Here is a 24,245-nt window from a genome sequence, read left to right on the forward strand (position 1 = left end):
CAAGGAATTGCATTTCGCGCTCAAGGTATCCGTTTCCGCGCTCAAGGAATTGCGATTCGCGCTCAAGACCCGGGCTTCCGCGCTCAACAAATCACCAAGCTTACAAAAATCCCCTTCAAAACCCCAACACACACTTCACTTCATTCACATACGTCTGGCTGACGGGGAGCTCCGTTCCGTCCTTTAACGTCAATAGAAGATTTGAGGAAAAGTCCCGGGAAATTCGCTGAATGCATCCTGTATTGACAATATAAGAGCGGTGAACACGTAAAAACAGGCTTGGCAACCGCGCTGACAAATCCTTCAATGTGCTGCTGATGCTGTATTGTCCATCATCTGTATAGAAAAATGTCTTCTTTTGGTAGCTTTCCAAATGGGTAATTTGTTCAACCGGAACTGGATACCACTCGTCTTCAATCTTACCGGTTAGAAAACGCAACGGCTCAAGCATGACTGCAGGATGATCTGGCGGGAGAATGACGATAAGCGCCCCGTGTTCCCCTTTGATCTCAATTGGATACCCAATCCCGTAATGTGCTGGACCCGATGAACTGTCATCCATCATAACATCCACTTTTTTCCGCTGTTTCAACACAGTATCCGCAATACTCCCAGTCAAGATTGGCTGGCCTTCCTGCAACTTAATATCATGGGAACCTGAAAAGTAATAGACATATTTGCCGTCCATAGCGATGGCAAGCGAAGCGCCGTTCGGAATCCAATCCTCCAGTAAACAGGTATACTGCTGCAAGAAATCCCTACTAATTTCAGCCTTTACCATTTCTCTTATCTTCCTCCTATCGATTTCATCCGTCTAATTTCGACTTCATCCTTAATAACTAGCATTTTATCGGAATGCCCTGACAATTGAAATTTTCTGTTATATATTAATGTATAATAAGTTTGGCTGTTATGGAACAGTAAGAAAGTAGCATTCTATCAGCTGAATATATTAATCGAAAGGTGTGGATTGAATTGATGAATCGTATCGAACAAGTGAAGCAGTTGGAGAAAAATTGGCGCGAGGATGAAAGATGGGCTGAGATTGAACGAGGCTACAGTGCGGAGGAGGTCGTCAAGCTCCGTGGTTCCGTGCAAATTGAACATACATTGGCGAAAAAAGGTGCGGAACGGCTTTGGGGTTCATTGCATGAAGAGGATTTCATTAACGCATTAGGTGCATTGACGGGCAATCAAGCAGTTCAGCAAGTAAAAGCGGGCCTTCAAGCGATTTACTTAAGTGGTTGGCAAGTGGCGGCAGATGCGAATATGGCGGGACAAATGTACCCCGATCAAAGCCTATATCCCGTCAACAGCGTGCCGAATGTTGTGAAACGAATCAATCAAGCTTTGCAACGCGCGGACCAAATCGACTACGCGGAAGGAAGAGAAGACGGATTTGACTGGTTCGCTCCGATTGTCGCCGATGCAGAAGCCGGATTTGGCGGCCCCTTAAACGTCTTTGAACTGATGAAAGCGATGATAGAAGCAGGTGCGGCGGGTGTCCATTTCGAAGATCAGCTCGCTTCCGAAAAGAAATGCGGCCATCTAGGCGGCAAAGTACTGTTACCGACGCAAAACGCGGTAAGGAATTTAATTTCCGCGAGGCTGGCAGCAGATGTATTAGGTGTTCCGACAATTATTATTGCCCGGACAGACGCCGATGCGGCAGATTTGATTACGAGCGACATCGACGAGCGCGATCAAGCATTCATTACAGGAGAGCGTACGCCGGAAGGTTTTTTCCGAACGAAGGCTGGCATCGACCAGGCGATTGCACGCGGTCTTGCATACGCGCCTTACGCCGATCTCATCTGGTGTGAAACATCAACGCCGGACCTTGAGGAAGCACAACGATTTGCGGATGCGATTCATGAAAAATTCCCGGGCAAGATGCTCGCTTACAACTGTTCTCCTTCATTTAACTGGAAAGCAAATTTGGATGATGAAACAATTTCCAAATTCCAACGTGAACTTGGCAAGATGGGCTACAAATTCCAATTCGTCACGTTGGCAGGATTCCACTCATTGAACCATAGCATGTTCGAACTTGCGCATCGCTATAAGGATCATGGAATGGCCGCCTACTCTATATTGCAAGAAGCAGAATTTGCGAATGAATCGAAAGGATACACAGCGACCCGCCATCAACGCGAAGTCGGCACAGGATATTTCGATGAAGTAGCACAAGTCATTTCCGGAGGTACATCTTCCACGACGGGCATGAAAGGATCTACGGAAGAGGCACAGTTCGTTTGATGCCAATAAAACACGAAAGGATGGTTCAACTGACTACTGAAAAAGTACATTTCAATCCAGTCCGGTTCAATATGGACGTTGTCGGCGAAATGACTGCCGGGACGGAGGAAATCCTGACACCGGAAGCAATGGAATTCCTTTATGGTTTACATGAAAACTTTAACAGTAAGCGTAAAGCATTGCTGTCTATGCGGAAATCTCGCCAATCAAAACTTAACAGCGGAGAGAAACTCGATTTTCTTGCAGAAACGAAGCATATCCGGGAAGGAGATTGGACAGTGGCGCCCATTCCTCCTGATTTGCAAGACCGACGAGTTGAAATTACAGGACCTGTTGACAGAAAAATGATCATCAACGCGCTTAACTCGGGGGCGAAAGCGTTCATGGCTGATTTCGAGGATGCGACTTCCCCATCATGGTCGAATATGATTGACGGTCAAGTCAATTTGAAAGATGCTGTGAGGCGGACGATCGAGTTTGAACAGGCATCCAATGGAAAGAACTATTCGTTGAATGACGATACGGCTGTGTTAATGGTCAGGACGCGCGGGCTGCATTTGGATGAAAAGCATATGCTTATCGATGGAGAGCCTATAGCAGGCGGATTTTTCGATTTCGGCCTTTACTTTTTCCATAACGCCAAGGAATTATTGGCAAGGGGCACTGCACCGTATTTCTATTTGCCGAAGCTTGAAAGTCATTTGGAGGCTAGACTTTGGAATGAAGTGTTCATTTTTGCACAGGAATGGTTCGGAATTCCTGTCGGGACGATACGCGCTACGGTGTTGATTGAAACAATCACAGCAGCATTCGAAATGGATGAAATCCTATATGAATTGCGCGACCATGCGGCAGGCTTGAATTGCGGCCGTTGGGATTATATTTTCAGTTTCATTAAAAGGCTGCGGAATCAGCCTGATGTCATATTGCCGGATCGCGGGCAAGTGACGATGACATCCCCTTTCATGCGGGCTTATACGCAACTTTGCATCCAAACATGCCATAAGCGCAATGCATTTGCGCTTGGAGGGATGGCTGCGCAAATCCCAATTCGTAATAATCCAGAGGCGAATGAAGAAGCATTCCGGAAAGTCGCGGAAGATAAGTGCCGGGAAGCGGCGGACGGGCATGACGGAACATGGGTAGCTCATCCGGGACTCGTTGCTGTCGCCATGAAGGAATTTGACGAGCAAATGGAAGGGCCGAATCAACTCCATCGAAAGCGTGAAGACGTGCAAGTGACAGCTGCCGATTTGCTTGAGGTGCCGACCGGAACAATTACGGAAGCGGGATTGCGGATGAATTGCAGTGTCGGCGTCCAATATATCGCGTCATGGTTGAATGGTAATGGAGCGGCACCCATCAATCATTTGATGGAGGATGCTGCAACGGCGGAAATTTCGCGTTCCCAAGTGTGGCAGTGGATTCGCCATCCGGAAGGAAAGCTTGCTGACGGAAAGGAAGTAACTGTTGATTTATTCATGAAAGTCTTTGAAGAAGAAATGGAGAAATTGAAGAAAGCTTTTGGAGAAATGAAATTCCGTTTCGGCATGTTCAAAGAAGCGAGTGATTTGTTCGTAGAGTTGACGCTGCAGGATGAGTTTGAGGAGTTTTTGACAGTTCCGGGGTACGAGATTTTAAAATGAAAAAGGGAGGCGATTTTAAATGGTGAAATTGAGAGGATTGAAAAGAAAATCAAAGAAGTATTGCCGTGAATGTGGATGCGAAATTGTGGAAAAGGTTGAGTCCTTACTATATGAATGTGAGCGTTGCATCGGCAAGCATAAGGCGTAATGAAATAATCCGTTTCCCTAAGGTGATGTGAAAGGGAAACGGATTTTTAGTGTAACCGAATTTTTCCTGTTAAAATGAGAACACTTCAAGGAGTAATGAGAACTTATTCGGTGGGAATGAGAAAAGCTCAATGGCTAATGAGAACTCATTTAGTGTTAATGAGAACAGTTCAATAGCTAACGAGAACTCATTCAGCATTAATGAGAACTCTCCAACACTTAACGAGAACTCGAAATCATTTGCTCAGTGAATCCCATTGAAAAGGGTTTTCTTAAGTCTCTGGCGAAGTGATTGAGTGGAAAGAAATATGAATATAAGGTGGTCATTAGATGCGTAATGAAGAAATGCTTTTGATTCCTGGTCCTACACCGGTCGTTGACTCAATTTACGATGCGATGGCGAGTGAAACAAGAAGCCATACGGATCCACGATTTGTCGAGATTTATAAGCGTTCGATCGAGAGGACGCGCGAGTTGTTAAAGACGGATGGCGAAGTATTCGTCGTATCGGGATCCGGTACGATCGGCATGGAAATGGCTCTCGTTAATACAGTTGCTGCGGGTGAACGATTACTGGTCATCAGCCATGGCTATTTCGGAGATCGATTCATTCAATTAGGGCAGGCATTCGGCATTGAAATGGATGTCCTCCAAGCGGAATGGGGAAAACAGGTAGCACCTGAAGAAGTGGAGCGGAAATTGTCGGAGCGTACATACAAGGCGGTGACAATTACGCATGCGGATACGTCAACCGGGGTTGCTGCCGATTTGGAAGCAATTGTTCCGATCGTCAAAAAACACGGGGCGCTCGTCATTTTGGATGGTGTCTGTGCGACGGCCGCGATGGAAGAAGATATGAGCAAGGAATACGGAAATCCTGGCTATACGATTGATGTCGTTTTAACTGGCTCGCAAAAAGCGATCGGTGTACCACCGGGACTGGCAATCGTCGCGTTTAATAAAACCGCATTGGCGGCACGTGAACAGATGGACCGCGTACCTGCGTACTATTGCGATATTAAGAACTGGATTCCGATCATGCATGATCCATCAAAGTATTTTGCAACGCCTCCCGTGAACTTGATTTATGGTTATGATGAAGGCATGAGGCTCTTGATGGAAGAAGGACTTGAAAAACGATACGCCAGGCACTCCGCTTTCGGCCGCGGCGTCCGGGCGGCACTTAGAGAATACGGCATGAATCCGTTGGCAGAGGAAGAAGTTGCAGCTTCGACATTGAGCTGTCTCCTTTATCCGGAAGGTGTGAACGACGCCGAATTCCGCAGTGCGCTCGCCAAAAAAGGAGTTATTGTTGCAGGAGCATTGGCACATCTTGCAGGCAAAGCCTTCCGTATCGGTCATATGGGCAACACGACTGAAGAAATGCTCATTTCGGCAATCGAGAAGATCGGTGAAACATTGAATGAGATCGGACACGCTGTTTCAATCGAACAGGCTGTAAACCGATTCAAAGAAATCAATTAAAAAACCAGCCTCGGCTGGTTTTTTGTGTAACCGAATTTATTTCACCTTAGGCACCTGATCCGGTTTGTCTGTAAAGATTCCGTCCACTCCAAGGTCGATCATGCGTCGCATTGCCGCTTCTTCATTCACCGTAAATGGGTGAATATCCAAATCTACCTCATGTACTAGCTCCACAAACTCCTCTGTTACGACATTTTCATTGATGCCGATGCCTGACGCGTACTTTGCGACTTTCCGCAATTGCCTTTTCGTTGGCATTGTTTCGTTTTTTACGGAATACAGTTGAATAAGCGGAATGGAAGGCTCCAACTTATGAACAGTCTTCAAAGAAGCGGCATCAAATGATTGCAAAATCACGTTCGGAATCGGACCATCGTCAGATAAAAGCCCATAAGTATGCAGTTGCTCAAGGAGTGCTTCCTCAATTCCGGGATATGAAGTTGGAGATTTAATTTCTATATAATAATTCACATCATCCCCAAAGTGAGAAAAGATTTCCTCCGTACTGACGATTCGCAACGGGTCGACCCCGGTTAGCAATGAAACCGGAATTGAACCATTGTAGTCTGATTCTCTTCGCAATAATTTCAATTCCTGAAAAGTTGTGTCCACAATCGCTTTTTTGCCATCCGGTGAAAGTATAAAGCCATCATGAATGGAAACGAGTTCCCCATCTTTTGTCATATGCACGTCAAGTTCAATATAATCGGCTTTCATCTGAACTGCTAATTCATAGGCTAATAGGGAGTGCTCCGGCGCATAAGCGGAAGCACCCCGATGCGCAATAATCAAGAACTCATCGTCAGGTAAAGCGGCAACGTCCGTTTTTTGCGAACATGCCGAAAGCAGGACGAGCATGACGAACAGAAACCCTTTTTTCATAAGTTCTACCTCCGTAAACGTAAAGAAATTGTAAAGAATGCAAGAAATTGAAGGAATCTTGATAGCTTTTATCGAAGTGTGTCACTAGCAATTCAATTTAGATTTCTTTAAAACTTTACCGGAAAGGAATTTGATTTAATGAAACGAGTGGAACTGATTGATGTTTCGAAGTCATACGATAAACAAGTTGATGTCATTTCCAATATAAACGTAACGATCGAACCGGGCGAGTTTTTTGTCTTGGTCGGTCCATCGGGGTGCGGGAAAAGTACAATGCTTCGTATGATCGCTGGATTAGAGGAAATAACAGGAGGCACATTGAAGATCGGGGAGAAGGTGGCGAATAATCTTTCCCCGAATAAACGTGATCTTTCTATGGTGTTCCAAAACTATGCGCTCTATCCGCATTTAACTGTCCAGCAAAATATTACATTCGGACTGGATGTAAAGCGTATGAAAAAAGATGAGCAGCACAAGAAGGCAAAAGAAGTGGCGGAGATGCTCGGTTTGACGGACTATCTTGACCGGAAGCCGCGCGAACTATCCGGCGGTCAGCGCCAACGTGTCGCACTTGCACGGGCTATCGTTAGTGAGACGCCGATCTGTCTCATGGACGAACCGCTTTCAAATCTTGACGCAAAATTGCGGGCGCATATGAGGTCAGAGATTAGAAGGATTCAAAAGAGCCTTGGCATTACGATGATCTACGTCACCCATGACCAAGTAGAAGCGATGACGATGGGGGATCGGATTATGATCCTTCATGAAGGAAAGATCCAACAAATTGGCAAACCGATTGATATTTATAACTACCCAGCTAATCCATTCGTCGCGACGTTCATCGGATCACCTCCTATGAATCTGGCGAAAGCGGAATTTCACGAAACAGATAAACAACTCATTATCGGAAGTGAATTCAAGTTGAATGTTCCTGCTGAGGAGATCGGAAAACTGCCAAGGACCTCCATGACAATCGGTGTACGTCCCGAAAACCTTTACCCGACGACACCCGAAACAAAAGAGGAGGATACTTTCCATGTCGAAGTGACGAATGTGGAGATTTTGGGTAATGAAACAATCTTTTCATTCAAACTAGGCAAGGAGGAATGGATGGCGAAATGGGGCGGCCAATGGCATATCGACATCGGCGACAGTCTGCCGGTCCATATGGAATTCGAATCATTGTCGATCTTTGACGAGCAAAGCGGAGAGTTGATCAAAAAAACGATTGACTACGGCAAATACGTCTCGAATAAAGAGGTGCCATCATGACCCGGTTTGCACATTTTTGGAGAAAGTCAGTCGACGGACGGGCAGCAATCCTTTATTTATTGCCATCTGTCATTCTATTTTCGGTTTTCGTATTCTACCCGATGTTCCGGACAATTTACCTCAGTTTTTTTCTTACGGACCAAACGGGCAATGCGGCGATCATGGTCGGTTTCGAAAACTTTATGTATTTACTAGGTTCATCTGAATTTCAAAACAGTATGAAGGCGACAGGATTATTCGTTTTATATACAGTTCCGATCACTATTATATTGGCCCTATTCTTCGCATTATTGGCGAATGAAAAATTAAAAGGGATCGGTTTTTTCCGGACGATGTACTCTTCAACGATGGGGATATCTGTCGCAGCTTCATCAGTCATCTGGCTATTCATGTTCAACCCGAGCATCGGCATGTTCAACCGGCTGCTAAGCGTGTTCGACTTTCCGCAGATCCAATGGCTTCTTGACCCGGAATGGGCGTTGATATCGGTCGCAATTTCGACGATCTGGATGAATCTCGGATTTTCATTCCTCATCCTTTTAGGAGGTTTGCAAAATATCGACGAGCATCTTTACGAGAGTTCGAGAATAGACGGCGCAGGCTATTTCTATCGATTAAGGCGAATTACGTTGCCGATGCTGTCTCCGACATTGTTTTTCATCATTACAATTTCATTAATTAACGCGTTCCAGACATTCGGGCAGATCGACATTTTGACGAAAGGCGGACCATCTCAATCAACGAACTTGATCGTTTACTCGATTTATCGAGAGGCATTCATTAACTATCAATTCGGGACCGCCAGTGCACAAGCCGTTATTTTATTCATTATCATCCTCATTGTTACAATCCTTCAGTTTAAGTTAGGCGAGAGGAGAGTGCATTACCAATGAGAATGAGTCTCTTATCAAAGATTTGGATCTATTTCCTATTGCTTGTGACGTCGGCATTCGTCTTCTTTCCCGTACTGTACGCATTCATGATTTCATTCATGACGGGTCCTGAAATCATTCAGGGGAAGTTTTTTCCTGAATCGATCAATTTTGAAAACTATACAAAAGTGTTCAGTCGACTTCCGTTAATGAACTATTTGCTGAACAGCTTTATCGTTTCTGCAAGTGTCATGCTTGGTCAACTTGCCGTTTGCAGTATGGCGGCATATGCATTCGTTTTCCTTAAATTTAAAGGAAGGGATTTTATTTTCTTCCTGTTCATATCAACGATGATGATTCCTTGGGAAGCGACGATGATCCCGAACGTCTTCACAATCCGAAAGCTTGATTGGTTCAATACGTACCAAGGATTGACGTTGCCGTTTTTCGCGCTGGCATTCGGAACATTTCTGCTGCGTCAGCATTTTTTGACGATCCCAAAGGAATTGCATGAAGCGTCTCAAATTGCGGGCTTAAGTCGATTCGCATTTTTCTGGCGGGTTGTCCTGCCTGTATCAAAAACAAGTCTCGTCACATTGGGGGCTTATGGTTTCTTGACGACTTGGAATATGTATTTATGGCCACTGCTTATTACGACAAACCAATCCGTGCGAACTGTGCAAATTGGTTTAAAGCAGCTGCAGTCCCAAGAAATCGCGACAGAATGGGGGGTGGTCATGGCTGGAGTTATCGTAGTTATCATTCCGACGTTGCTATTGCTCTTCCTCGGACAGAAGCAATTGCAAAAAGGGTTATCTCAAGGTGCATTGAAATAATTTGCCTAACCAATTTAAAAGGGGTGCATGAATTTGAGGAAAATGCTTAAATCATCTATGTTTTGGATGCTAATCTTGACGGTCGCTATTTTGACAGCTTGTTCTAACAGTGACAGCAGTTCGGATAACAATGATTCGTCATCTACGAACGATACATCTTCCAACTCGGACGGGAATAAAGAAAGTGGTTCTGAGGAAGCAGGAAAAGTTTCGATCGAATTCTGGCATGCGATGTCGGGTACTGGCCAGGAGTCGATTGATGCAATTGTAAAAGGGTTCAATGAATCCCAAGACAAATACGAAGTAAAAGCGGAATTCCAAGGATCTTATGAGGAATCATTGACGAAGCTCCGCGGAGTAGGCGGTACAAAAGACGCGCCTGCTATTACACAAGTATTTGAAGTCGGTACAAAATATATGATTGACAGCGGTTATATCGAACCGATGCAGAAATTCATCGATGAAGATAATTATGATCTTTCCCAGTTGGAAGAGAACATCCTGAATTATTACAGAGTAGACGGCGAACTTTATTCGATGCCGTTCAACTCGTCAACACCAGTAATGATCTATAACAAAGATGCATTCGAGGCGGCCGGATTAGATCCTGAAAAAGCGCCGGAAACGTTTGCAGAAGTGATCGACGCAGCAGCTAAGTTGAAGACGGATGATATGTACGGCTTCTCTATGCTGACTTACGGCTGGTTCTTCGAGCAGCTCGTAGCGACGCAAGGCGGGTTATATGTGAATGAAGACAACGGCAGATCAGGAGACGCAACAGAAGCTTTATTCAACGGGCCGGAAGGATTGAATGTATTCAACTTCCTCGATACGATGAACAAAGCAGGCACATTCGGCAACTTCGGCACGAACTGGGATGATATCCGCTCGGCTTTCGCAACTGAAAAAGTCGCGATGTATATGGATTCATCCGCTGGCGTAGCTGGTGCTATCACGAACGCTCCATTTGAAGTAGGCGTCGCTTATATTCCGCATGCGGATGAAGTACAACGGAATGGTGTTGTCATCGGCGGGGCTTCGTTATGGATGTCGAAAGGAATTGCAGAGGAAGAGCAAGAGGCAGCATGGGAATTTATGAAGTACATGACGACACCTGAAGTCCAGGCACAATGGCATCTCGACACAGGCTACTTTGCCATCAACCCTGCAGCTTATGATGAGCAAATTGTCAAAGACAAGTGGGAGGAATTCCCGCAATATAAAGTAACGGTCGATCAGCTTCAAGATACGGTGCCGGGTCTTGCTACTCAAGGTGCTCTCATTTCTGTATTCCCTGAGTCAAGACAGCAGATCGTAACAGCTTTGGAAGAACTATACCAAGGAAAAGATCCGCAAGAAGTACTTGATAAGGCTGCTGAAGGAACGAACCGAGCTATGGAGATTGCGAATAAAACAAAGCAATGATGATAAGCTGTCTGGCGGTCGAAGTTCGACTGCTGGACGGCTTTTAATGGTTTTGTAAATAGGCTGATTAAGCATTTATGATATTTCCAATTATGGTACAATATAGAGTGGTAGTTTAGTAGAATTGGTTTTTTGTGCTTCTTTGCACTAAAAATATAAACTCACATAAGTAGGGAGATGGAGAAATGTCATTCATTAGAAAAGCGGGAATGTGGATTGCCGTTATGGCGCTTGCATTCAGCGGTTTTTCATTGACGACGGTTGCAAACGCAGCAGGATCGCAAGAAGTGACACGTGGTGAATTTGTTGCGGCTGTAGTGGAAGCACTTGCATTTGAGCTCGGAGACGGAAGTACATCAGAATTCACGGATGTCGACGAAAAATTGGCACCTATTGTAGAAGCGGCACAACTTCACGGACTCGTGAAAGGCGCTACGTCGACAGAATTTAAACCGAACGAAAAGCTGACGCGTGAGCATGCGTTTCTAATCGCATCACGTGCTGTGAAAACAGATGAAGTCTATCCAGTAGATCTATTGGATCGTTTCAATGATAAATCTGATTTCAAAACGGAAGAACCCGAAGAATTAGCGAAAAGTGTTGGACTTGATCTTTTAAGAGGCTATGAGGATGGATCTGCAAAACCTCAGCAAATCGTCACAAAAGGCCAAGTGAAGAAAATTATTGAGCGTCTGTTGGCAGTTGCCAACGCCGCCCCTGAAATTGAAGAGCCAAGCAAGGACAGTGTCGCATTGCGCATTTTAGGCACAAGTGATTTGCATACGAACTTTGTGAATTACGATTATTATCAGGACAAGCCGACAAATGAATTTGGCTTGGCGAAAACTGCGTTGTTAATCGATGAAGCGCGTGCTGAAAACCCGAATAACCTGTTATTCGATAACGGAGATTTAATCCAAGGAACTCCTCTTGGTGGATACAAGGTGAACGTTGATCCATTGGAAAAAGGAGAGCTACATCCAGCACTAGCAGCTCTTCAAGCTTTGGACTTTGATGCAAGTACGTTAGGGAATCATGAATTCAACTATGGACTTGACTATTTAGATGTTGTATTGGAAGAAGCACCATTCCCAATCCTAAATGCGAATGTCTACGATGCAACAACAGGAGAAAACCGTTATACGCCATACGTCATCATGGAACAGGAAGTCGTTGACGGCAACGGGGCAGCCCACAAACTTAACGTTGGCGTCATCGGTGTTGTGGCACCTGGCATTATGCGCTGGGACCGTTCACATCTTGAAGGAAAAGTAACTGCTGAAGATGCGGCGGACACTGTAGAAAAATTCGTCCCTGAAATGAAAGAGGCGGGTGCTGATATTATCGTTGTGTTATCTCACTCAGGTATGGGAGATGAAATCCATACTAAAGGAGAAGATGATGTCGTCTACCAAATCTCTCAAATTGAAGGAATCGATGCAATTCTGACGGGTCATAACCATTCCGTATTCCCCGGTGATTATGCAGATTTGAAAAACGTAGACAGTGAGAATGGAACTGTGAATGGTACGCCTGTTGTCATGCCAGGTAAATTTGGCAGTCATTTAGGTGTTATGGACCTCGTACTTGAAAAGGACGGAGAAAATTGGAATGTCATTAGCGGCAAAGGTTCCCTCCGCGAAATCGATACAGAGTCCGATAAAGCATCTGAAAAAGTAATTGAAGCTGTCAAAGAAGCACATGAAGGAACTATTGAGTATGTCCGCAGCCCTGTCGGTAAAACAACATCTGCAATTACAAGTTATTTCTCATTAGTGAAAGACGATCCATCGATTCAAATCGTTACAAATGCACAAAAATGGTATGTTGAAGAACAAGTGAAAGGCACTGAATTCGAAAATATTCCAGTCCTTTCATCAGGCGCGCCGTTCAAAGCAGGCGGACGTAATGGTGCAAACTATTACACGGATATTCCAACAGGCGAAATTGCCATTAAAAATGTTGCTGACCTCTATGTATACGACAATACTGTCAGTGCGCTTGTCATGACGGGTGCTGATGTGAAAGAATGGCTAGAAATGTCTGCTGGTCAGTTCAATCAGATCGACCCTAAGTCTACGGAGCAGCAAGATTTGATCAACGCAGAATTCCGTACGTATAATTTTGACGTTATTGATGGTGTGACATATGAAATCGATGTGACACAGCCGGCTAAGTACGATTACGCTGGAGAAACGATCAATGAAGATGCTAACCGTATCGTCAACTTGCAGTACGAAGGCAAGGAAATCGATCCGGAACAGAAATTCCTCATTGTAACGAATAACTACCGTGCAAGCAGTAACTTCCCAGGCGTCAGAAATGCAACCGATAAAATCGAGTATGCATACGAAAACCGAGAAGCAATCATGGATTATATGATTGCAGAAGAAACGATCGACCCATCAGCTGACGGCAATTGGAAGTTCGTTCCTGTCGAAGGTGATGTGAATGTCGTTTTTGAAACTTCAGCGAAAGCACAGGAATTCCTTCCAAAAGATAGCGGAATCGAATTCGTCGGACCGACAAAAGACGGCTTTGCGAATTTCTCATTACAATTTAAGTGAAGAACTGAATAACGAAGAGCAGGGGCATTTTCCCTGTTCTTTTTTGTCCGGTTAAAATATTCATTTCCGGGTATCGTTAAGGTAATACGTGAAGTGGAGGACTGCCCAATATGAAGGACAACCGTTTTCAATCAAATCCTAACGAGGAACAGGGGGAAGCATTCACTGGAATGCCGAATGCCAAGCCTTACCCTGATTTTGAACCTGTACAGGACGCCGAAAAGCAAGTGACGCAGTTCATGAATTCGACTGAAAGTAGACAAAAGCCGACAACTAAAAAGGAAATCGAATAATCGAGAAACCTGTACAATTCGTCCGAAAGGCGGAGTGTATAGGTTTTTTGGAAAGGACTTCCACAAATCACTTCATTGGAGTATAGTAAGAAAACAGGCATAATTCATAGTTGAACAGGAGATAGTGGATTGAAACAAATTGCAATATTGCTCATGATATACGGTTGTTTATTGACGGGCTGCTCGGGGAATGAAGAGCAAGTTGACGTTCCAGATGACTTTATGAGCATCCAAAGCAACCCGGTGGAAATGAAACTAAATGGGAAGACAACACAGATTACGATAGGAATGGTAGGCGATATACTTTTACATAATCCATTGTATACATACGAAAACTATAACCTTTCTTTTCAAGCAGTAAAGGATAAGATGACCGAAATCGATTTTCTATTAGCGAACCAAGAGTCAGTGCCTGGGGGAGTAGAATTGGGCTTGTCCGGCTATCCACGGTTTAATAGCCCGAAGCATATAATCCGAGATTTGAAGGCGAATGGGGTTGACTTGCTGTCCATCGCGAACAACCATACGATGGATCAGTCGGAAAGCGGATTGTTAAAGGCAATAGGTTATATGAAAGAATTTGAAATGCCATACATAGGTGCATATGAATCTGCGGAAGATCGTGAAGCGAAGCGCATTTTTGAAGTGAACGGTGTACGGATCGGTGTTTTAGCGTATACATCCAGTTTGAATGGGCTGGCAATACCAAAGGGGAAAGGATACTTAGTTTCCTTGATCGATAGGGAACGGATGGAAAAGGATATTCGGGAAATGCGGACAGAAAGCGACATACTCGTCGTCTCCATTCATTGGGGGGAGGAATATGCGCTGCAGCCTTCGATGAAACAAGAAGAGCTTGCTGAATGGCTGGCGGCTGAAGGGGTGGATATCATATTTGGCCACCATCCTCACGTGCTGCAACGATATACAGAAATCGGCAATACGAAAGTGTTTTATTCCCTTGGGAACTTCTACTCTGCCCAGCAATTCGATTCTACAAATATTGGCGGGATTGCTAAAGTGGAAATTACAAAGACCGAAATCGCAGGAAAACGATTCATGACAGTAGGGGAATCGACGTTCTTTCCGACTGCTGTTGTCCGTGATGAGAATAGAAGATTCGTTGTTGTGCCTGTAAAAGAAGCAGGGGCAAAGATAAGTTTTGATGAAACATGGGTGGAGGAGCATGTAGGGCTTCCGTCCGAATAAAAGAGGGCCCTTCACGGAAATTCCGCGTAGGGCCCTTTTTTTCATCTAGCTTCGGGTGGCAGCTGCTCGGGTCATAAGTCGGCCCGACTGTACGGCAAAGGGCGCCGTTTCGTCGTTCCGTCTTATGCCTGTCGCAGCTAGACGCCACCCTCCGCTTTTGAGTGTTATTCAGCTTTTTTAACTTGCTTCGTATTGTAAATGAAGTTTGAAACGATTTTTGCTGCTTGTTGATGAGTTGTGAACTGATCTGGCATGAATTTACCTTCAAAGCCTGAAGCGATTCCAAGCTCATGCAACATGGAGATCGCATTCACTGTGTCATCCGCGTAGTTTCCGAAATCGGAATAAGGTGCTTTAGCTTTTGCTGTATATGCTTCGCCTGTGTAGTTCTCAAATGCACGCTCAAGGATCAAAGCGAATTGTGCGCGAGTCACTTTATCGTTCGGGTTGAATTTGCCGTCAGTCCCTTTAACGATGCCAGCTTCATAAGCAGCTGCAATATTAGCTTTCACATCGTCAGAAAGGCCGTCAAGATCCGTGAACGGTGCTTGTCCATCAGCTTTCAGTCCATTCGCTTTGACGATCCAAGATACCATTTCAGCACGCGTGATTTGCTCACCTGGCTTGAAAGTGGAGTCTTTTGTCAAAATGTCACGGTAATAAAGATCTGAAATATACGAGTATGACCAGTTATCAAGGGTTACATCTTTATAAGGAACTTGTGCAATGATGCGTCCTTCAAGACCTGTTTTAATCGTACCTAACGACTTGATATGATCAGCAAGGTTTTCCCAGTCACTGAATCCTGGTTCACTTGCACGGCCTTCCTCGTATGCTTTACCGAGGGCTTCAAAACCGTCTCCGCCTCTAGCAGTGAAGACATTCGTTGCAGCTTTGTACATTTTGTCAGCTTGAACTTCTTCACCATTGATTTTCAACGAAACGATTCGTTTGCCTGGTTCTGCAGTACCGTCAAAAATGACTTGCATGCCAGCAACGTGAAGGAAGCCGCCGCTTTCTTTCGGATATTCCTTTACGGAATGCTCAAATGTCTCGAATAATTCAGCGCCACTTAATTCAATAATTGCAAGGTTGTTGCCAAACGGCAGGACAGTGAGGACTTCACCATAAGTGACCTCGCCCTTGTCGATGGAAGAACGGATACCACCGCCGTTTTGGAAGGCGATAGAAACGTCAGAGTCGATTTCTTTCGCTTTTCCAAGCATTCCGTCTGTAATGATATTGCCAAGATTCGTTTCCCCGGCGCGTACTCCACCTACATCTCTTAGTCCGCTTAGGAAGACTTCAGCAACACCGCCAGTTGGAGAAGTCATCGTCGATTCAACTTTTTCAGAGAAAGGCTTCAACAATTCTTCAGCTTCAGGGTCTTTTTCCCCTTCTTTTGTATCGACTGTATGAAGCACGCCATTGTATTCTTTAATGACGCCATTTTCATCGAATGTTATATCCAATTGACCAAGATAGTTATGATATTGCTCTGCTTGTACAATGACTACAGGTCCTGATTCGCCTTCGATCACTTTTGGCTCCTCTAATTTAGAGTGAGTGTGCCCGCCAACGATAATATCGATGCCAGGTACATTTTTAGCCAATTCCTGATCATTATCGACTGCCGCGTTATCGTCAAAACCGATATGTGTCAATGCGATGATTTTATTGATACCCATCTCTTCGAACGCCGCTACTGCAGCTTTCGCTTCAGTAATGTAATTTGTGAATTCAATTTGTTCAGGGCTGGAAATAGCAACTGTTTCTTCAGTCGTCAAACCGAAAATACCGATTTTCTCTCCGTCCACTTCTTTTACAATCCCGTTAAAGATTTTGCCATCTTCAGGTTCAGCAGTTACTTCTCTTGTTTGGAGACCATCAAAGTTGCTATCTGCCGAGAAATCAACGTTAGCAGAAACAAATGGGAACTTAGCCCCTTTAATGAAATCAGCAAGTCCTTTATGACCGTCAACCGATGTTCCAAGGTCAAATTCATGGTTGCCGAATGTCATTGCGTCATAGCCGAAATAATTCATGAATGCAAGGTCAGCTTGTCCTTGGAATTCATTGAAATAGAGTGTTCCGGAGAAGACGTCACCTGCATGTAATAGGACATTGTGTGGGACTTCTGCACGCTTCTCTTTTAAAAGCGCTGAAAAATAAGAGACGTTTTCCAAATGCGCGTGCGTGTCATTCGTATGGAATACTGTCATTGAAAAATCTTTTGACGCTTCTTCTGCAGAAACAGCAGCAGGGGTAATTCCTGCCAAACTGAACAGCAACATGGACGCAGCCGCGCCTTTAACATACTTCTTTGACATAGTACACCTTCCTTATCTAGTAATTTAGTTTCAATATTCCAATATAGTTTCAAAGTTGGAATATTGATGCAAACATGTCCCTTTAAGTGTATCATTCTCATAATTAAAGGACAAATGAATTTTTAGTAAATTTCTTGTTTAATAGATAAAAAAACGGAAAGAAGAATATTCATCTTCTTTCCGGCATAATTTATTATTGTGCTGAGTAATATTGTACAAGCCCCTGGTAAATGGCCTCGGCATAAAGTTCAACATATTTGTCGCTAGACAATTTACTGAAGTCGTCTGCATTTGTGATGAAACCAAGTTCAATCAATACAGCTGCGACATTGTTATTGCGAATCACATAGAAGCGTTGATCGCGGACACCACGATCTGCCATATTGGCTTGTTTTATCAGATTTGCTTGGATTTTGTTTGCCAATAAACGACTTTCAGTAGCATTTGGATTTGTGGAAGAGTCATAGTAAACTTCCGATCCCTTCGCTGAAGTGGAGCTTGCCGAATTCACATGGATGGATACGAATGTTTCAGCATAATGTTTTTTTGCATAATCAGTGCGTTGCTCTAATGAAAGATATGTATCATTCGATCGAGTCAATAACACTTTGGCTCCAGCATTTTTCAATTTGCTTTCAACTAACTTTGTTACTTTCAGTACAATATCTTTTTCATTTAATTTACTTTTCGAAGTGCCTGGGTCTTTACCTCCATGGCCTGCGTCAATGACGATAATCCGGCCGTTTAAAGGATTCCCAGTCTTGTTAAGAAGCTTCAAGTAATTTTTATGGATATAGCCTGTCCCGCTTTTTGTATTGATTTTTGCCCAATAGCCATCCAATGAAAGGACTTCCACTTTTTCGCCAGCAGTTAATTTTCCAACGACTGCAGCAGATGTACTTGGGGTCTTTCTAATGTTCAGGCTATTAGCAGTCACTTTTCCAATCAAGCCGCTCGTATTGGAAGGGGTATCCCATTCTTCTTCTGGTTCAGTAACCTCAGGATCAGTGATTTCAGGGTCTGTCACTTCTGGCTCTTCCGGTTCACCAGTAGTTCCTTCAGTATCAGACGGTTTTTCAGTTCCGATATCAATTGTGTATTTACTATGGATGTAACCGTTCTTTCCATCATTCAGGATAAGCAGCCATTCGCCCGTCTGCCCGATGACTTCAACAATATCTCCATCCTTCAATCTGCCAACGACATCACCCGTAACTGCGGGATGCGTACGGACATTCAAATTGTCTCCGCCCGTTGCAACTTTAGCAAAATAGGTTCTGGAAGTTTGTTCTGGTAGTTTTACGGGTAATTTGTACGTATCATTTAACGCACGTGCCACGAATAATGCAAATTGTGAACGGGTCAAGTAATCATTCGGCAGGAATTTGCCCGCATCACCTTGCGAAACACCGCCATAATAAAGACCGTTGATCTGTTCAGCGAATGAGTGATTCTTCATGTCTGTCAACATAAGCGGTCGATCGACAGTCACTTTTTCTGTCAGATTAAAAGCGACTGAAAGGGCATATCCCATTTCATCTCTTTTCAGCTTCTCATTCGGCTTGAAGCTGCCATCCGACTTTTTCTTGAAATAACCTAGTTCAACAGCGCGACTTGCATAGTCATATTGCTCGGTTCCCGGCTTTAAATCTTTGAAATCGACGGCCGGAGTCGGCATATCCTGCTTTTTTGAAGCGATCACAAGCATTTTTGCTGCTTGAGCCCGGGTTAGGTTATCACCAGGGTTAAATTTGGAAACTTGATTGACGATGCCAAGATCAGCTATGTAATGGACTTGTTCATAATATTCCTTGTCCGGCGATATGTCCGAGAATTGGAACTGTGCCGAAGAATGTCCAGGGACGATGGAAACAAGAGCGAAAAACAGTAAAGTGACAGCTGCCCATTTAAACGTTTTCATGATGTCCTCCTAATTAAGATGTAGGTTTATTTTAACAGTGTTCATACGGTAAATCTATAGGAAACTTGATATATTCATAGAGTCTTTTCGAAAAAAAACAGGTGTCCAATAATACGGAACACCCGGTTTGATGGTTTTAATGGAGACGATCAAGAATCTTTTGGAATTGCTTTTCAGTTAATTTATCGTTCAGACCAAATGATCCATCTTCATATCCGCTAGCAATATGGTTATAAGCTAGTATATTGATATATTCATTCGCCCAATGATCTGCAGGTACATCACTATATGAAGTAGTTGCTGATCCTTTTAGTTCAAAGGCTTCCACAAGGACTTTAGCAAGCTGCGCACGAGTCAAAGAATCATCGGGATTGAATTTACCTTCATTGCCGCTGAAGAGGCCGGCATTTGCAACCGTCATGATTGCGTCGTACTGCGGGTGGTTTGCTGCTACATCAGAGAATGTCGTGGAAGCATTTCCCGGTTCCAGGCCAAGTTCCTTAACGAGTGTTTCAGCGATTTTAGCCCGAGTTACATAAGTCGGTGCGTTTTCGGATACTGTCGGTTCTTCAAAGGCAACTGTTTTCTCTTGATTGAAGTTCGCTACACGACGTGCTCCTAAATAACGCTTGCCCCAATAAGCAGGGTCGTTCACTTTGGAAATCATAACGCCTTTAGAAGTTGAAGCGTGAATGAATCTGTTGGAACCGATGTAGATTCCGACGTGTGAAACCCTGTTTCCAATAGTGTTGAAGAAAACGAGGTCTCCGGTTTCAAGATCACTTTTTTTAACAGATGTTCCCATAGCATACTGTTTAGTAGTGTCTCTTGGTATTGTAATGCCTTGCTTTTTAAAGACGAATTGCGTATATCCTGAGCAGTCGAATCCGGAAGTGGTTGTGCCCCCATAGGAATAAGGTGTTCCCATGTAGGTCCGCGCTGTACTAACGAGCGAGGTCGGTGAATTCGCTGAGGCCATGGCTGGTACGGACGTTAGAAGTAAAAGGCTTGCAAAAAACAACATAAATAGTCTTTTCATAATGGTTCCCAGTTTCCCCTTTCGCACGCTTATATACAGTGTGCTTTATCTGACAATAATCCTATCACAGCTAAACCTCTATTTCGGTTACAGTTAGATTACAATAACGTTACAGATGGAAAAGGATGTCGAAAACGCTCTCATATCAACGTTTCCCGAAACAAGGATTTCGTATGAAGCCTTTTTTGTAATGAAAAACTCCTGTAATCCCTCAATATTCTTCGTTTTTCTAGGGATTTTCCCCTAATTTTCTTAACTTCAATTGAAATATTACAGAAATATTTCACCTCTTTTTGTAAGAAACTCATTATGATGAATGTCGGCAACGCAACATTCAGTATGCTATAATCGTTCAATGTATAATAATAGGGAATGACTATTTGAATTAAAGATAGGATGAGAAATAAATGCGTAGAGTCGCCGTATTCAGTAATATGTACCCTTCCGAAAGACATCCGACTTTCGGCATTTTTGTCAAGAACCAAGTGGAGCTGCTGCGTTCCAAAGGACTTGAAGTGGATGTCATCGTAATCGATGAGCCGGGCAAAGGGAAAGTCGCTACATTGAAAAAGTACATGACTTGGTTCCTGAGATCTATCGGCTATTTATTGAGAAATAAAAAGCAGGTTTCGCTGACACATGCGCATTATGCGTTTCCGACAGGTGTTCTTTCATTAATGGGGAAGAAGCTTTTCGGAATTCCTTATGTCGTTACGGTGCATGGTGGGGATATCGACAAAATGGCTGCGAAAAGTGAGCGTATCGCAAAGAGCACAAGGAACATTTTACAGAAAGCCGATGCTGTTATCGTTGTTGGTGAACGATTGAAGCGGGATGTCATTGACCGCTTTGGCGTCAAGGAAGAGAATGTCCATGTCATGAGCATGGGTGTGAATACGGATGTATTTAAACCGATGCCGAAAGAGGAAGCTCGTAAAGAATTAACAATACCGTCGGGTGAGAAGCTTCTATTATTTGTCGGCAATATGATCGAAGCAAAAGGAGTACTTGATCTCGTTGACGCATTTAAAAAGGTACAGCACGCCCACCCTGAAGCTGCCCTCCATTTGATTGGTTCAAGCAAGGATGTAGGGTTCATGGAGAAGCTTGCGAAGCGGCTGCTGTCGAATGATGTCAGGATCTCGCATCAGGAACCATTGCAGCAGAAAGAGGTTGCAAAATGGATTGCGGCGGCAGACGTCTTCGTTTTGCCATCTCACCATGAAGGGTTCGGACTCGTTGCGCTTGAAGCGATGGCTGTTGGAACGACGGTTGTCGGGACGGACGTGGGGGGGCTTTCATTCCTTCTCGGAAATGAAGCGGGCATCCTCGTTGAGCCGAAAAACCCTGATTCACTTGCAGCTGGCTTGAACCTTGCTTTGGAAGAGCCATCAGATACAAGACAGAAGATTGCCGAAGAAAAAGTCGCAGAGCATACGTATGATGTCATTGCACAACGACTGACAGCGATCTATGACGATGTGTCGAAAGGAAAGAATTCAAAATGAGTAAAATGATGAAAATCATCGGTGCCGTCGCCCTTATCAATATCGTCGCGCGGCTTGTCGGCTTTTTAAGGGAAATGGTCATTGGGAAACAGTTCGGCGTAAGCGCGGCGGCAGATGCCATTGCGACTGCATATACGATCCCAAATTTTATATACCTTGTGCTCGGAGGCGGGCTAACAACGGCTTTCATTTCCGTCTATCATTCAGCGAAAACCGATAAAGCTGTTTTTGTCAGAAGGATGTTCACGTCAGTGCTGATGGCGGCGACAACGATAACGGTGTTGGCCGTTATTTTTGCAGAGCCGCTATTGCAGCTCGCTTTCTTAAATCGACTGACACCGGAACAATTTGAATTGGCATATCCAATATTTCTCTGGATGATGCCTTCAACAGTTATTCTTGTCCTATCGACATGGCTCAGCGGTTTATTGAACCTGAATGATAAATTTAAACTATCGAGCATCGCAATTCTCGTTTATAATGCGGCATTCGTCATCATCTCTGCGCCGCTTGTCCCGTGGTATGGACCGACCGCCTATGGAATCGGAGCATTATTAAGTGCCATGCTCATGGGGATTTTCTTATTTGCTGGGATTAAACGCAGCAAGTTGTATTCATTGAAGCCGGCTTTAGGAAAATCGGAAGATGTAAAAAGGGTATGGATCATTGCGTTGCCAATCCTCTTAGGTGGCGCATCCATGCAATTTTACGCATTCATTCATAGGGTAGCCGCGTCGGGGTTAACCGAAGGAGCTATTTCAGCTGTCAACTATGCGTCTAAGCTAAGCAATTTCCCGCAAGCAATCATGATGACAGCCGTCACGACGGTTATCTATCCGATGCTCAGCAGGAAGGAAGGCGAAGGCGATCACGAAACGATCAAGAAACTCTATAAAAAAGGGATGCTTATGCTCGCGGCGATGATTGCCCCGGCAACAGCAGTTGCCTACTTTTTTGCGGAGCCGCTCGTCCGCCTTATATTCGAGCGTGGGGAGTTTGACAATGCATCTGTATTGATTACGGTGCCGATTTTCAAAGTGTTCGCGCTATCAATGTTTTTCCTAGCTGCGAATACATACGTGACTCGCTTTTATTATGCAAAAGGCAATTCGATATTGCCGGTCATCTTCAGTCTCATAAGCGTGCTCGGCATCAACCTTGCCATCATTTATTGGCTGATCGATTCGATGGGAGCGACAGCGATCGCATACGGAACCGTCATCAGCTCCGCCATCAACCTCCTTATGCTCGTTATCTATGCAAGAGTGAAATGGAAATTGTAAGCATTCATAAAGTATCCCGCCGCAGATTGATTGCAGCGGGATATTTTATATCTATTAATCCATACGGATATGCGATATTCTGAATGAAAGAAGATACGAGAATAGGAGAGATTGCAATGTCCATAGAAAAACAAATAGGGGAATGGTTCACCCATTTTCATGCACATCCTGAAATCAGCTGGAAAGAAGTCGAAACGACGAAGAAAATTGCTGAAATCCTGACAGACATGAATGTCCAGCATCTTACATTTGACGATGTTACTGGTGTAGTGGCGGAAATAGGGGAAGGGGATCGAATCATCGCAGTCCGTGCTGACATCGATGCGCTTTGGCAAGAAGTGGACGGCGTTTTTCGAGCAAATCATTCATGCGGACACGATGCCAATATTTCAATGGTGCTCGGTGCACTTTCCTATTTGAAGGATAAAAAACTTGGCGGACGTATCCGCTTCATTTTCCAACCGGCTGAAGAAAAGGGCAATGGGGCCAATTCGATGATTGAAAGAGGAGCGGTCGATGGTGTATCCCATTTGTTCGGAGTCCATTTGCGTCCGCAGGAAGAAACGCCATTTGGCAAAATTTCACCAGCTATCCACCACGGGGCCGCCCTTTTCTTGGAAGGGAAAGTGAAAGGCACAGATGCCCATGGTGCACGCCCGCAGCAAGGAAAAAATGCGCTTGATCCGATTTTTGCGATTGCACAATACATTAAAACAATCCATTTTTCTCCGTATGAAGCCTACTCTGCGAAACTAACAAAAGTTCAAGCAGGCGGAGACAGTTTGAATATAATTCCGGGCAGTGCGGTTTTTGCAATGGATGTACGGGCACAGTCCAATACGGTTTTAAAAGAATTGAGGGAGCGCATCGACACTGGAATCCAGTCAATTGCAAAGCTATATGATATTGAAATCGAATTGAATTGGTCGGATTATACGCCTGCTGCAGAAGTTTCTGAAGAAGCAGCCGCAATTGCCAAGGAAGGCATTGTTGAAGCGGTCGGCAAAGAAGCATTAGCACCTGAGATTGTTACTTCCGGTAGCGATGATTTCCATTTCTATACGATTCATCGTCCGGATTTGAAAGCTACGATGTTAGGTGTAGGCGCTGATTTAGGGCCTGGTCTTCACCATCCGTATATGACATTCAACCATGATGCGCTCGATATGGGTGCAAAAGCTCTCGCCGCAACATTGCTTAAAGCTACACTTTCTGAATAAAAAGAAATGCCCCATCTGCTGGATGACCATCGAGCGGATGGGGTTTTTTAA

General features: G+C 44.3%; 20 protein-coding genes. 15 read left to right on the plus strand and 5 right to left on the minus strand.

Annotated elements, in window-relative coordinates; genetic code table 11:
* Positions 1 to 115: 115 nt before the first annotated feature.
* Positions 116 to 781 carry a LytR/AlgR family response regulator transcription factor gene (locus SLU01_RS04045; RefSeq protein WP_147055621.1) on the minus strand — a complete coding sequence of 222 codons (666 nt, stop codon included), beginning with the start codon at positions 779 to 781 and terminating at the stop codon, positions 116 to 118.
* Between the two features lie 197 nt (positions 782 to 978).
* Here SLU01_RS04045 and aceA point away from each other — a divergent pair, with 197 nt between their 5' ends.
* The 4 genes from aceA to SLU01_RS04060 all read left to right on the plus strand — a co-directional run bounded on the left by aceA (position 979) and on the right by SLU01_RS04060 (position 5,537).
* Positions 979 to 2,259 (plus strand): isocitrate lyase, encoded by a 1,281-nt coding sequence (gene aceA, locus SLU01_RS04050; RefSeq protein ID WP_174842611.1) that lies wholly within the window; start codon positions 979 to 981, stop codon positions 2,257 to 2,259.
* 20 nt (positions 2,260 to 2,279) lie between these two features.
* Positions 2,280 to 3,905: a malate synthase A gene (gene aceB / locus SLU01_RS04055; RefSeq protein WP_373866388.1), complete on the plus strand. Its 1,626-nt coding sequence runs from the start codon at positions 2,280 to 2,282 to the stop codon at positions 3,903 to 3,905.
* A 19-nt stretch (positions 3,906 to 3,924) separates the two neighbouring features.
* Positions 3,925 to 4,053, plus strand: a complete 129-nt coding sequence (locus SLU01_RS18110; RefSeq protein WP_218029691.1) for a YhfH family protein — start codon at positions 3,925 to 3,927, stop codon at positions 4,051 to 4,053.
* Between the two features lie 329 nt (positions 4,054 to 4,382).
* Positions 4,383 to 5,537 (plus strand): pyridoxal-phosphate-dependent aminotransferase family protein, encoded by a 1,155-nt coding sequence (locus SLU01_RS04060; protein ID WP_147055623.1) that lies wholly within the window; start codon positions 4,383 to 4,385, stop codon positions 5,535 to 5,537.
* A gap of 36 nt (positions 5,538 to 5,573) precedes the next feature.
* Here SLU01_RS04060 and SLU01_RS04065 read toward each other — a convergent pair whose 3' ends face one another.
* Entirely contained in the window at positions 5,574 to 6,419 is an 846-nt protein-coding gene (locus SLU01_RS04065; protein ID WP_147055626.1) for a glycerophosphodiester phosphodiesterase family protein, read from the minus strand.
* Between the two features lie 138 nt (positions 6,420 to 6,557).
* Between SLU01_RS04065 and SLU01_RS04070 the strand changes: the two genes are divergently transcribed.
* The 7 genes from SLU01_RS04070 (at position 6,558) to SLU01_RS04100 (ending at position 14,893) form a co-directional block, all read left to right on the plus strand.
* Positions 6,558 to 7,691, plus strand: a complete 1,134-nt coding sequence (locus SLU01_RS04070) for an ABC transporter ATP-binding protein (RefSeq protein ID WP_147055628.1) — start codon at positions 6,558 to 6,560, stop codon at positions 7,689 to 7,691.
* Positions 7,688 to 8,584 (plus strand): carbohydrate ABC transporter permease, encoded by an 897-nt coding sequence (locus SLU01_RS04075; RefSeq protein ID WP_147055630.1) that lies wholly within the window; start codon positions 7,688 to 7,690, stop codon positions 8,582 to 8,584. The genes SLU01_RS04070 and SLU01_RS04075 overlap by 4 nt, the downstream gene beginning before the upstream one ends.
* A gap of 2 nt (positions 8,585 to 8,586) precedes the next feature.
* Positions 8,587 to 9,399, plus strand: a complete 813-nt coding sequence (locus SLU01_RS04080; protein WP_147055653.1) for a carbohydrate ABC transporter permease — start codon at positions 8,587 to 8,589, stop codon at positions 9,397 to 9,399.
* A gap of 42 nt (positions 9,400 to 9,441) precedes the next feature.
* Positions 9,442 to 10,824 carry an ABC transporter substrate-binding protein gene (locus SLU01_RS04085; RefSeq protein ID WP_147055655.1) on the plus strand — a complete coding sequence of 461 codons (1,383 nt, stop codon included), beginning with the start codon at positions 9,442 to 9,444 and terminating at the stop codon, positions 10,822 to 10,824.
* 185 nt (positions 10,825 to 11,009) lie between these two features.
* Positions 11,010 to 13,391, plus strand: a complete 2,382-nt coding sequence (locus SLU01_RS04090; RefSeq protein WP_246110867.1) for a bifunctional 2',3'-cyclic-nucleotide 2'-phosphodiesterase/3'-nucleotidase — start codon at positions 11,010 to 11,012, stop codon at positions 13,389 to 13,391.
* 110 nt (positions 13,392 to 13,501) lie between these two features.
* Positions 13,502 to 13,684 (plus strand): hypothetical protein, encoded by a 183-nt coding sequence (locus SLU01_RS04095; protein WP_147055632.1) that lies wholly within the window; start codon positions 13,502 to 13,504, stop codon positions 13,682 to 13,684.
* A 129-nt stretch (positions 13,685 to 13,813) separates the two neighbouring features.
* Entirely contained in the window at positions 13,814 to 14,893 is a 1,080-nt protein-coding gene (locus tag SLU01_RS04100) for a CapA family protein (protein ID WP_147055634.1), read from the plus strand.
* A 164-nt stretch (positions 14,894 to 15,057) separates the two neighbouring features.
* Here the strand turns inward: SLU01_RS04100 and SLU01_RS04105 are convergent, their stop codons facing one another.
* From SLU01_RS04105 to SLU01_RS04115, 3 genes are all read right to left on the minus strand, one after another.
* Positions 15,058 to 17,223, minus strand: coding sequence for a 5'-nucleotidase C-terminal domain-containing protein (locus SLU01_RS04105; protein ID WP_147055636.1), 2,166 nt, complete (start codon positions 17,221 to 17,223; stop codon positions 15,058 to 15,060).
* 193 nt (positions 17,224 to 17,416) lie between these two features.
* A complete protein-coding gene (locus tag SLU01_RS04110; protein WP_147055638.1) occupies positions 17,417 to 19,144 on the minus strand; it encodes an N-acetylmuramoyl-L-alanine amidase in 1,728 nt (575 codons plus the stop codon).
* Positions 19,145 to 19,280: 136 nt separating this feature from the next.
* Complete coding sequence (locus tag SLU01_RS04115) at positions 19,281 to 20,183, minus strand: C40 family peptidase (protein WP_147055639.1); 903 nt, start codon at positions 20,181 to 20,183, stop codon at positions 19,281 to 19,283.
* A 407-nt stretch (positions 20,184 to 20,590) separates the two neighbouring features.
* Here SLU01_RS04115 and SLU01_RS04120 point away from each other — a divergent pair, with 407 nt between their 5' ends.
* From SLU01_RS04120 to SLU01_RS18520, 4 genes are all read left to right on the plus strand, one after another.
* On the plus strand, positions 20,591 to 21,691 hold the full coding sequence (locus SLU01_RS04120) for a glycosyltransferase (protein ID WP_147055641.1): 1,101 nt from the start codon (positions 20,591 to 20,593) through the stop codon (positions 21,689 to 21,691).
* Positions 21,688 to 22,974 (plus strand): murein biosynthesis integral membrane protein MurJ, encoded by a 1,287-nt coding sequence (murJ, locus tag SLU01_RS04125; RefSeq protein ID WP_147055643.1) that lies wholly within the window; start codon positions 21,688 to 21,690, stop codon positions 22,972 to 22,974. Before SLU01_RS04120 ends, murJ begins: the two co-directional genes overlap by 4 nt.
* Positions 22,975 to 23,090: 116 nt before the next feature.
* Positions 23,091 to 24,194 (plus strand): amidohydrolase, encoded by a 1,104-nt coding sequence (locus tag SLU01_RS04130; protein WP_147055645.1) that lies wholly within the window; start codon positions 23,091 to 23,093, stop codon positions 24,192 to 24,194.
* Positions 24,187 to 24,245, plus strand: a 59-nt coding sequence (locus SLU01_RS18520; protein ID WP_507772822.1) for a zinc finger domain-containing protein, incomplete at its 3' end; no start/stop codon positions are given. The genes SLU01_RS04130 and SLU01_RS18520, both read left to right, overlap by 8 nt.

Origin of the sequence: Sporosarcina luteola, assembly GCF_007991495.1 — a bacterium.
In the GTDB taxonomy this organism is placed as follows: domain Bacteria; phylum Bacillota; class Bacilli; order Bacillales_A; family Planococcaceae; genus Sporosarcina; species Sporosarcina luteola.